The sequence below is a fragment of the Pseudoalteromonas sp. 2CM36K genome (assembly GCF_023161865.1).
Lineage (GTDB): Bacteria > Pseudomonadota > Gammaproteobacteria > Enterobacterales > Alteromonadaceae > Pseudoalteromonas > Pseudoalteromonas tetraodonis.
Genome location: NZ_JALNTK010000028.1, coordinates 1 through 11,165, shown reverse-complemented (window position 1 = coordinate 11,165; position 11,165 = coordinate 1). Strand labels below are relative to the sequence as shown.

Annotated in this window: 7 protein-coding genes and 2 pseudogenes; 7 read left to right on the top strand and 2 right to left on the bottom strand. The window is 37.0% G+C overall.

Translation table 11 applies throughout. The features are described from left to right. Window positions 1-70: 70 nt before the first annotated feature. Complete coding sequence (locus MTN97_RS15725; RefSeq protein ID WP_222713444.1) at window positions 71-916, top strand: serine protease; 846 nt, start codon at window positions 71-73, stop codon at window positions 914-916. A 92-nt stretch (window positions 917-1,008) separates the two neighbouring features. Next, window positions 1,009-1,388, top strand: a pseudogene (locus MTN97_RS15720) (VOC family protein). Window positions 1,389-1,629: 241 nt separating this feature from the next. On the opposite strand, the gene MTN97_RS15715 reads toward MTN97_RS15720, so the two are convergent. Further along, window positions 1,630-3,018 (bottom strand): DEAD/DEAH box helicase, encoded by a 1,389-nt coding sequence (locus MTN97_RS15715; protein ID WP_248474843.1) that lies wholly within the window; start codon window positions 3,016-3,018, stop codon window positions 1,630-1,632. After that, a complete protein-coding gene (locus MTN97_RS15710; RefSeq protein ID WP_248474842.1) occupies window positions 3,012-3,596 on the bottom strand; it encodes a hypothetical protein in 585 nt (194 codons plus the stop codon). Before MTN97_RS15710 ends, MTN97_RS15715 begins: the two co-directional genes overlap by 7 nt. A 156-nt stretch (window positions 3,597-3,752) precedes the next feature. Here MTN97_RS15710 and MTN97_RS15705 point away from each other — a divergent pair, with 156 nt between their 5' ends. The 5 genes and pseudogenes from MTN97_RS15705 (at window position 3,753) to MTN97_RS15685 (ending at window position 10,993) form a co-directional block, all read left to right on the top strand. Next, window positions 3,753-4,010, top strand: a complete 258-nt coding sequence (locus MTN97_RS15705) for a helix-turn-helix domain-containing protein (RefSeq protein ID WP_248474841.1) — start codon at window positions 3,753-3,755, stop codon at window positions 4,008-4,010. Between the two features lie 1,392 nt (window positions 4,011-5,402). After that, window positions 5,403-5,697 (top strand): annotated as a pseudogene (locus MTN97_RS15700) (DDE-type integrase/transposase/recombinase); the annotation flags it as partial. Between the two features lie 382 nt (window positions 5,698-6,079). After that, on the top strand, window positions 6,080-7,282 hold the full coding sequence (locus tag MTN97_RS15695) for an IS256 family transposase (protein WP_248474840.1): 1,203 nt from the start codon (window positions 6,080-6,082) through the stop codon (window positions 7,280-7,282). Between the two features lie 125 nt (window positions 7,283-7,407). Next, window positions 7,408-9,654, top strand: a complete 2,247-nt coding sequence (locus MTN97_RS15690) for a bifunctional diguanylate cyclase/phosphodiesterase (RefSeq protein WP_248474839.1) — start codon at window positions 7,408-7,410, stop codon at window positions 9,652-9,654. A gap of 457 nt (window positions 9,655-10,111) precedes the next feature. After that, complete coding sequence (locus MTN97_RS15685) at window positions 10,112-10,993, top strand: GGDEF domain-containing protein (RefSeq protein ID WP_248474838.1); 882 nt, start codon at window positions 10,112-10,114, stop codon at window positions 10,991-10,993. Window positions 10,994-11,165: the final 172 nt, after the last annotated feature.

The following is an 11,165-nucleotide window of genomic DNA, read 5'->3' as shown; positions in this document are numbered from 1 at the left end:
AACGAGACAGATTACGGTAGAAAAACTACCTAATCGCTCGATATTAAATTGTTATGCATAAGGAGAAACAATGAGCCTTGGAATCATGGAACAGCTCACTCATAGTACCGTGAGAATAGAAACCACCCTTCACGATGGAGGGATTTCGACAGGTACAGGTTTCTATATGAATTTTCTACAAAAAGAAGACTCAACTGTTCCTGTGATCGTAACGAATAAGCACGTAGTCGCTAGCGCAAATACTGGTAGGTTTCATGTAACCCTAGCAACCAAAGATGGCTTGCCCGATACAGGAAAACATCAGCAATTCCAGTTTTCCAACTTTGAAAACCAATGCATCAAGCACCCAGATCCCAATGTCGACCTTGCCGCCTTTCCTATAGGGCCATTGCTGAATCAGGTACAACAGCAAGGCGGTAAGCTCTTTTACATGCCCTTGCAAACTGACCTTATCCCAAAAGAAGAAGAACGAGAAACTTATTCGTCAATGGAAGATATTGTCATGATCGGATACCCCAATGGTATCTGGGATGCAAAAAATAACCTCCCCGTAATACGAAAAGGCATCACGGCAACACACGCAAATGTACCATGGAATGGTAAGGCAGAATTTCTAACAGATATAGCAAGCTTCCCCGGCTCAAGTGGTTCACCAGTTTTCTTAGCTAATATTGGTGGATACATGGACAACAAAGGCAATACATACATGGGGAGTCATCGAATTCGCCTTTTAGGAGTTCACTACGCTGGCGCCATGCACACGGCATCAGGAGAAATTAAGATCGTCACTGCCCCTACTTCCAATGTGCCGGTGCCAATCACTCAGATACCAAATAACATAGGCGTTGCAATTAATTCAAAGGAAGTCTTGGGTCTAGAGAAAGAAGTTGAGCGAATAATTGGAGCAAATGCATAACAAGGCCAGTCACGGCGACGGCTACTACATTGCGGCTTCGCCTCCATTACGTAGCCGCGCATGCTGGCTGGCGTTATACACTCGGGGGTTAGATGGAACTTAATCAGGTTACTTTGCCGGTAAAAGATATGGATAAAGCTGTTCAGTTTTATCTCAATCTTGGCTTTACTCAAATAGTAGACACGCCACATTATGCGCGGTTTTCATGTCCAGATGGTGATTCGACGTTTTCTTTGTCTTTAGAAAGCGACAATTTCGAAAACCATTCTGTAATTTACTTTGAGCATGAAAATCTTGATGAACTTTGTCAAACTCTCATTGATAAAGGCATTAGCTTTGAGCAACCCCAACAGAACAAAGGTACTTGTGGAAAGAGGCTATTCTTCACGACCCGTCGGGTAATAAAATTAAACTTTATTGGGCTGGCGAGAATCGTTTAAATCCGCCATGGAAAGTAGAAAAGCGTGTATAACAAACAAATATTATTGCCAGCAAAAATCGCTGGCTGCGACGTCAACCCGCTGCGCGGCTTTCCGCGCTAAATTTGGGCGTTAGCACTGTCCACTTATGGCACAGAGCCGTCCTTCGGCTCTAACTCATTTATGTCCAAAAACGAGTTTACTCGACCGTCTGCTTCTCGCTCATAGCGGGCTGCCAGATGAAACCTAAGCCTAACCATTAAAACTCTATTGTGATATATGAATCACTCTAAATTACCCTATTACAAAAGCCTCAATAACCCGCTCTCTAAACCCACCAAAGGCATGTAAATAACTTGATTCTTTAGGTTCAGTCTTCAGCTGACTAGGTTCTTTTTCTTCCCATGAAAAAAATAAATCATCAATTTGAGCAACCGGCTGACTACCGGACCGCGTGGAGTATGTCTTTTTATGGTTCTCTGTTCCAAGATACTCATTAACTATGGCATTATTTCTTATCAATACGCAAGTGTCGGGTAGCTCTTGGTCGATTCTATTTGCAAAAGTGCTTAGTGTTTCTTCGGCTAAGGTGAATAACCAAGCTTCTTGGTTGGGCGAGCTATTTACTCTTAATATACGGCCAAGCACCTGCCTAAAATAAAGTTCGGTTTTAACTCTGCTTAAATGGCAACATACTTGTAGTCTTGGTATGTCAGTACCTTCCGACACCATGCCAACGCTTACAATCCATTGTGTGTTGCTTAAGCGAAAATGACTGATTCTCTCGCCAGCATCACTTTCTTTGTAAGTAACTATGGTTGCTGATTGATGAAAAAGGTCGGTGAGTACAGTCACTATTTGCTCTGCATGTTCAACAGAAGAGGCAACAATTAACCCTGCTGCATTACTATTCTGCTGCCTAATAGTGGCAAGTTTACTTACCCCTTGAGCAACAATGTAATTAATCACAGCTTCGTGCTTAATCAAATCTTGGTAGGAAATCGATGGATCTTTTAGCAAAGACTTTAATGAGTTATAGGTTTTAGTTTCCTGTTTCGTGGTTGTTACCGAAATTTCTTCATTATCAATTAAAACAATTTTAGGGTTACGACAAACACCATCATTTACCGCCTGTTGCAGCGAGTAAGTGTAATTACATATTATTATATTATCAGGGTCGCTATAAGTTGCCAGCGCGATAGGAAGAAGGTCAGAGCGCCAAGGTGTGCCTGTCAACGCTAACGTAAAAGCAGCGTGCTGTTGAATGTTTTTAACAATATCTTGCCCCCATACATTGGCATCCTCAATGCTTGAACCAGCACAGTGGTGTATTTCATCAAACACCACTAACACGCGGTTATTCCTTAATAACTTCCAGTAGTCGTCATTAAAAAAGCGCATATTTTGATAAGTATACGAGCAACCAACTGAGCCAATAACACCGTCAAAATTACAATTTAACCGTTTAGCAAACGTCTTTCTAATACCATTGGCCACCTCACTAGAGGGTGAAAAACAAATCACAAATTCTATTTGCTTAGTTTCAAATAAATATGCTGCAACTTCTGCCGCCAATACAGTTTTACCGGCCCCAGGTGTAGCTAAACAAAAAAAGTGCTTATGGCTTTGAGAGTAGTGCTTTTTAATTGCCAGTAAGCAGGCTGTTTGCCAAGCCCTTAGCATGGCTGTTTTTCTGTTGTTTTATTACCCAGTAAAGTCTGCAAAGCATTTATTTTGCCAAGTAATTTAATCGACTTTTCCTTAGCTTGAGTGTGATGCAGCTGCAACTGTTCTTGCAGCTTAGGGTAGCGTGCAGAAAGGCGCTGATACTCTTTAGCTTCTTCAAGTACAGTATTTAAATCAATCTCGTATGTTAATAAATCTTTTTTAAGTTCTTCTTGGTACTCAATAACTTTAACTGTTTCGGTCGAAATATCAGGAACGCTAATATTTGCAGTATCTATTTGTTTTACTTTGCCTCGCCTTGAAGTAGGAATGATTTCTAAACTTGAAAAAAGCTCTGTTGTTGAATATATAACCTCTTTAGATCCCTTATTTAATTTATTGGTTCGTCTTAAGAGTCCATTTGCAACATTGCGAGTTAATTGGCGATATACAAACTTTCGGGTTTCTACTGGATCAGTAAACTCAGATTGTTCACGCAATAATGCCTCTTTCGCTTGCGTCACAGTGAAATTATTCATCTGTTTGATTACCAAAAGAAAATGTAAAAATACATTCATATTCGCTTTTTTACTCATTGCTAAACCTTACCACTCACCATAAACTTAGGATTCCTAAGTATACATGCTCATGTAAAAACTAGACAATCATTTAAATGTGAGAGTTACCAAGATGAAGCAACGGTGCAGGTTAAATCCTTTTTTACAGAGCGTCTTAAAGAGGCTCGAAAGCGAATGAAAATAAGCCAAAAAGAGTTAGGTATTAAAATAGGGATGGACCCAAGCTCTGCTAGCGGCAGGATGAATCATTACGAAACAGGTCGCCATATGCCCGACTTAGCAACTTTAAAAAAGCTAGCGATCGAGCTAAACGTTCCCGTAAATTACTTTTTTTGTGAATCAGAAGAAAGCGCAACTCTGGCATGTTTAATCGAAAAGCTTGATGACGAAGGAAAGCGTAAGCTCATTGAGCTATTGGAAGAAAAGAATTGATAATTTGTTGAACTAATGAACTAATGAACTAATGAACTAATGAACTAATGAACTAATGAACTAATGAACTAATGAACTAATACACAAAACATAGTTTATGAAGCGCTCAAAGTATTAATAAACCATTTGATAACGGTTGGAAAGAGTATGTCGGTTTTAGGTTTATCAATAAAACCAGTAAGACTAATAAGGGCTCTTTAAAATTGGGAAGCTCTAAAGACGAAATATAAGATTGAAATATCTCAACGCTAGTAAAAAAACTCCCTGATCAATTCTTTTTAATCGAGAAACTAAATTAACTAGAGCTTTATCAAATTAGCGCACCTAATATACATCGCAGTGGCCATAGATATAGGCTTTATACTATACATGACGAACATTTCAACAACGGAAATTTATTTGTATAGAAATGATGAAAATTTTTATGATGAAGTAATTGATAAATAATTTTAAAATTATTAAATAACAAAGTTTTACACTTAAATATATAATTGATTTTAGAAACGAGATGTATTTATGAGCCCGTGTTTTCTCCTTATATTATAAGAATTGATTATGAAGCCTTGTGATTAGAGTTGGGGTAAAGCTCTCTATACTTGATTCTATTCCTTAAATACGTGATATGAAGTCAATCACTCTATAACTTCAAAAGCATTTACAAGGCCAAATTGATATTCTAGCATTTATAGTAAAGCCCTTACTTTGAAATAATTAACAATAATAGCAGGGAGATAAAAAATGCAACGCTATAACTCAGTCAAATCTAGCTCAAAATGGCGCTTAAAAATAGTAGGTTTAGCTGGGGGGGTGGGGTTTTTAGCATACGTAATGTGGTATTTATTTAGAAATGCACTTCTAAATGCGAATGAGCTTACACTTTCACTTGTGCTTGGGGTACTCATCTTAACTTTATGTCTTACAATGACGTATATCTTAAATTACATTTCAAAAAAGGCTACCGCTCACGTGATGTCCGACTCCTTGAATAACTCTCTTTAATTGAGAAATTAAATCAACGAAAGCATTATCCGATTAGCGTACAGTTTCGTGTATTCAATGTGTATCGTAGCAACTAAAAATATTGGCCTATACGGGATACAGCACCGACACCAGAGCAAGTAAGGTTAGAAACTGAAGTTAAAGCCACACATAGAATGAAAGACGGTTCAGCTAGGGCAACGACAATCGCAACGAATAACTATTTTGAATTAAGCCGTTATTGCGCCGCTAAACTGATAGTTAAACTAAAGTTAGGAGCTGCCAAGTACCACAATATCAATATAAACGTGCTGATAATGAATACCTTTAAATCCTAGATTTGTTTGATAGGTAGTTTAATAGGTAGTTTGATAGGTAGTTTGATAGGTAGTTTAATAGGTAGTTTGATAGGTTGAGCTGAATAGGACATGGTGCGCTGATGTAGCATATATTTTGACAGGCAATCGCTGGTATTATTTAGCGGTTGTTATTGATTTATTTGCACGCAAAGTTGTGGGTTGGGCCATGTCATTGTCACCGGATTCTAACTTAACGCTAAAAGCGCTTGAGCTAACTACGAAAGTAGAGGCAGATCAAGTTGGTGGATGTTTCACTCAGACTAGGGAGTCACTATACAAGCTTGAAGTACCGCCAACGTTTATGGCGTTATAAAATCACACAAAGCATGACGCGGTGTCGGTGGTGTTATTATCTTGTTACTATCTTGTTGGTAATGTAATTTAGTTACTAGTTAAATATTATTATGCATTGTATTAATTTACTAACCCTTTTACACTGCAAGAAACGTAGCTTGATAAATCGATTCACATTATATGCACTTTAAAGTAACAAATAGCGCGGCGAGTATTTTCTATAGTGCTATAATTTATTTTCATTTCATTATTTTCGTTTTAGGTATAATCGAGCTCCTATTTTATAAATATGAGCTGATGCACGTTATTGGCCTTAAAACAGCACTAAACTCGCTATTGATTATGGCAGTACTCATACTGATAAAAAGGGTGAGCCTAAACGGGTAGTGTTTAGAAATCTGTGTCATTTCAGTAATATTAAGAAAACAGGAGTGACACATGACTCAATCTTTCGACTTCAACAAAGCATTAGCTGAACTTCAATCTGGTAAAGGGTTAACTGGTGAAGATGGTGTTTTAACACCGCTAATTAAACAATTAACTGAAGCTGCACTCAGAGCAGAGCTAGAGCAGCATCTAGAATCTGATCTGCAACCAAACCGTAAGAACGGCACTAGCAAAAAAACCGTTAAATCATCTGTAGGTCAATTTGAACTTGAAACACCAAGAGACCGCGCTGGCTCCTTTGAACCGCAACTCGTTAAGAAAAACCAAACTAAGTTAACGCCAGAAATTGACCAAAAAGTCCTATCTATGTTTGCGTTAGGCATGAGCTATCGTGATATTCGCAGTCACATTCAAGAAATGTATGGCATTGAAGTATCAGAAGCCACAATAACCGCTGTGACTGACCAGCTAATACCAGAGCTTAAAGCGTGGCAATCTCGCAGTCTTGATGCGTTGTATCCATTTATCTGGCTTGACGCTATTCACTATAAAATCAAGGAAAATGGTCGCTACGTTAGCAAAGCGGTTTATAGTGTGCTGGGTATTAATATTGAAGGCCGTAAAGAATTGCTTGGCCTCTACGTATCAGAAAGCGAAGGTGCTAACTACTGGTTATCAGTGCTGACCGATTTACATAATCGTGGCGTATCCGATATTTTAATCGCCTGTGTTGATGGACTAAAAGGTTTCCCTGAAGCCATTGGCACTATCTATCCTGAAACAGAGGTTCAACAGTGCGTTATTCATCAAATTCGTAACTCGATGAAGTACGTAGCCTCTAAGCACCAAAAAGCCTTTATGGCTGACTTAAAACCCGTTTATCGTGCAGCAACTAAAGATGCCGCAGAAGCAGCACTGGATGAGCTAGACGATAAATGGGGCAAGCTATATCCCATTGTTATCGACTCTTGGCGTCGTAAATGGACGAACCTGTCGGTTTACTTCAAGTACCCAGATTACGTGCGAAAAGCCATTTACACCACCAATGCTATCGAGGCGGTTCACCGCCAGTTTAGGAAATTGACCAAGACTAAAGGCGCATTCCCGAATGAAAATAGCTTGATGAAATTATTGTATGCAGGCATATTGAACGCCTCGAAGAAATGGACAATGCCAATCCACAGTTGGAACCTGACATTGTCGCAATTAGCCATTCACTTCGAAGGTAGGTTAGATGGCGTGCTAGATATTTAGCAATTTAGGCTGACACAGAATTCTGAACGCCCTCCCTAAACGTAATAACAAAAAAGTACAAAGTTTTAATAGTTGCAGTTTGCTTCTTGTGCTTCCTTTTAATGCAGGTTTCCGTTTGGTTTCATATGCTGCAAAACTTTCATATTGGCTTGATTGACTCGAATCCATTTACTTTTACTTTATCTGCTGTTTTCTTGTTTACGCTTTTTGCTGCAATTATTGTGAAAGCTTTTCACAAAAATGTCCAAATTATCGAAATGAAGAGAATAAAGTTAGTTGTATTCATTGCAGTCTCTATTGGAACAGCCGTTTGGCATCAAGCTTCATTAAGTGTGGTAAAAGCTGAAGAGGCTAATGCGAGGGCGAAGATTAATTTGATAGAAACAATGATAAATAAATCTATTGAAGCACAAATAAAAGCCCTCTCCAGAATCAAAGCACGAGTTAACAATGAGAGTTTTGATGATTTCAAGCGCCTTCTCGATATAGACCAAAAAACCTATACCAACGGTTACAATATTATTAAGGGGGTATTAGTTCTTGATAGCGAACTTAACTTCGTTTCAGGGAATACTTTTTCAAGACATTTCTACTTAAACGGTATGCTAGAAAAACCAATAATAAAAGCATGGTTGACGCGAGATCTTGATGACATTCAGTTTGCAGCAAATTCACTCACCCTAAACTCAGCAGCCCCCACTCTTATGCTGTTAGCCACTGTTGAATTAGCGACAAAAAATAAATACTACATATTAAATTTGCTGGATATTAATTTATTGCTAGATAAAGACTATTTACACTATTTAAGTCAATACGATACTTATTTAGAATTAACAAAAAGTATATATTTTTCAGTAGATCATAATAACGAAAATAAAACAAACTTAAGCGAACTAATTAATAGTTATAATCACTTTATCACACAAAAAATCAATGTCATGGATCTAGTTGAGCATGAGGTTTATAGTTTTATTAATGATTATGACTCTATACATACTGACACAATAATTGATCAGTCAATACTTTGGCTCACTTTTATTTTTATATTTATTTTTGTTCAAGTAGCAGACTCCTCTAGGGTCATTCAGTTTAGAGCAAAGCATGACGAGCTCACGGGGTTACTCAAATTAACAGCTTTAGAAGACGAGTTTATAAAGGTCACTTCTGAAAAGCATTTTAATAATTTTTCAACCGTTATTTTGAAAGTAGATTTATTTGAAGCGATTTACATTTCTTTAGGGTATAAAATCTGCGATGAACTTATAAATAATGTATCCTTAAGAATACGCGAAAGCACTAATAATATAGCGTTGATTGCTAGAGGGGCGAGTGATAGCTTCGTTTTATATTTTTTTGATATTTCCCCAGAGTCATTAGAACAAAAAATAAAGTCTCTAATTGTCGAGCTTACTGAAGCTCACATTATTGATGATAATGAAATTAACCTTTCAGTCAGCGCTGGAGCTGCAACCTACAGACACCTTGATTCATTTAATCTTCGGTTAAATCTTCAGCAAGCGAATGTTGCTCTTGAAAAAGCGAAAGAGCTTGGTGGTAATCAATTTCATTTCTACCAACAGTCTATGGAAGATAAGTATAATGAAACCGTTACTATCAGAAATGACTTACAAAATGCACTTAAGAACGATGTATTAGAAGTATTTTACCAACCAGTGCATTGCTTAAATGATAGTACGATCACCGGAGTTGAAGCACTAGTTAGATGGTCAAACGGTAATGAGTGGGTTTCACCAGCTAAATTTATACCCATCGCTGAAACTACAGGTCAAATAACTCAAGTCGGCGAGCAGGTCCTTAAAAAAGTGATCGAAGATATAAAAAAATATCCCCAACTACAAAATATGACTGTTGCAGTTAACTTTTCGACGAAACAAATAATTAAAGATGACTTTGCAAGTAATTTGCTTTCATTATTAACTGAAAATAACATTATTCTTGAAAATTTTACGGTAGAAGTTACTGAATCGTACTTTCAAGAAAGGGGGGTTATTGTAAGCAAACTTATTGAATTGGTTAATTATGGGCTCAATGTTGCAATAGATGACTTTGGAACCGGCTACTCAAGCCTATCCTATCTGACACATCAGCCAGCCAATATAATTAAACTCGATCGCGAATTTACAATAGGCGCACACTTATTAAAGACTAAAGAGCAAAAGCTGTTAGATACTATTATTAGGTTTTGCTACGATCTAGATAAAAGCGTAATAGTTGAGGGTGTTGAAGGTGAAGGGTTAATTAAGCACTTATCTAAATTCGAAGGTATTAAGGTTCAGGGGTATTTTTTCTCCAAGCCACTACCTATACATAGCCTCATAGACTATATAGAAAATAACAAAATTAAAGATTAACACAGACTACTCAAGTGACTGAACAGGACTTAAATGTGTTTTTATTGCAATTTCCTAATTAAGCGCCATCAAAAAGCTTCTGAATTTAAGTTATTATGAAGGGGCTGCTTGGTTTGTTTATTTTCAAGGTTAATTTGCAGATCTATACGCTATCTTCAGGCATGTATACTCTGTAGCGCGTAGGGTTCTTAGTAGTAGAGCAACTTTTACTCTCGCCGCGATTAAACCACTCTAGGATATGTCCGCTTTGATCATAAAATACCGGCTAGACTCTAATTATTTTCACTTTGATATGTATTATAAAAATATACAAATAGTTTCCTACTCGGCTCTTTTTCGTTGATAATATAAACAAGTGGCTATTAGGTGTTTATAGCCACTTTTATAAGTTTAATGTGAAGCACTAATAAGTGTAACACAATTGATAACCTTTTTGAGATAATAATAATTGAAAGCAATGTTTGATGAATTGAATATACATGACGTGCAGCTTTTTTATGTAAATTTAGGGGAAGCCTTAGTTAAACATCACGATGGCAGGCTTAATTTATTTTATATGTTGCAATATAACGACTCACGTTGTCGGATAAAAAATGATTATAACCTTCTTTTACATAAGCTGGATTTTAGTAGCGCACTAGATCTTTCAAATACTCAAGTCGCTCATCATCAAAGGTTAGTTAATATTCAGATAAATCTCTCAAATCTACTGGATTATGTAAGGTACACTTTGGATGAATTACAGTGCAACGATATCAAAAAAAATAGTTATCGTCATTTAATCACATTAATGAAAAGACTCGATAGGAGTATAGAAACCTTTAGAAAAGAAATTTCTAATAATTTGACATATTTGGATGAACTCACAGGTTTGCTAAATCGCTCAGCAATGGAGAAAGATTTAACCGAGCTCATAGATTTGAATAATGAACAACCTATAATTACTAGCTTATCACTTATCGATATAGATCATTTTAAACTAATTAATGATGAGTATGGGCATGCTGTTGGAGATGAAATTCTTGAATCTATAGCAGATATTATACAATCATCACTACGAGACACAGACAGTGCATATAGATATGGTGGTGAGGAAATTTTAATTGTGTTAAAAGACTCACCAATCGATGATTCGGTAGCAGCAATGCAGAGGCTTAGAGAGAAAATAAGTGACTATGTATTTATTTCCTACGAGATTGAACTTTCCGTTACTGTGTCTATTGGTGTGACACCTATAAAATCAAGCGATAAAGTATCTAGAGATACACTTATCAGAGCTGATGAATGCCTATACAGTGCTAAAGATAATGGCCGGAATCAAGTTGTTTATAAAATATAACTGAAGCGGTGACTAAACCTTTATACTCTCCATCCAAGAGTTTAAAGATTTAAAGTTACCTAGCCTTTAATTTAATAGCACTATAACCTGATTTTTGAATCGCCCCGAGTTCATCGGAGACCAGTTTGTTTAAGTCAGGCCACTTTACCTGACTCGTTTAAATTATCATAGT

What these genes read in the sequence shown, in the direction of transcription:
- MTN97_RS15725 (WP_222713444.1), top strand. Translation starts at nt 71, where the DNA reads ATGAGCCTTGGAATCATGGAACAGCTCACTCATAGTACCGTGAGAATA.
- MTN97_RS15715 (WP_248474843.1), bottom strand. Translation starts at nt 3,018, where the DNA reads ATGCTAAGGGCTTGGCAAACAGCCTGCTTACTGGCAATTAAAAAGCAC.
- MTN97_RS15710 (WP_248474842.1), bottom strand. Translation starts at nt 3,596, where the DNA reads ATGAGTAAAAAAGCGAATATGAATGTATTTTTACATTTTCTTTTGGTA.
- MTN97_RS15705 (WP_248474841.1), top strand. Translation starts at nt 3,753, where the DNA reads ATGAAAATAAGCCAAAAAGAGTTAGGTATTAAAATAGGGATGGACCCA.
- MTN97_RS15695 (WP_248474840.1), top strand. Translation starts at nt 6,080, where the DNA reads ATGACTCAATCTTTCGACTTCAACAAAGCATTAGCTGAACTTCAATCT.
- MTN97_RS15690 (WP_248474839.1), top strand. Translation starts at nt 7,408, where the DNA reads ATGCTGCAAAACTTTCATATTGGCTTGATTGACTCGAATCCATTTACT.
- MTN97_RS15685 (WP_248474838.1), top strand. Translation starts at nt 10,112, where the DNA reads ATGTTTGATGAATTGAATATACATGACGTGCAGCTTTTTTATGTAAAT.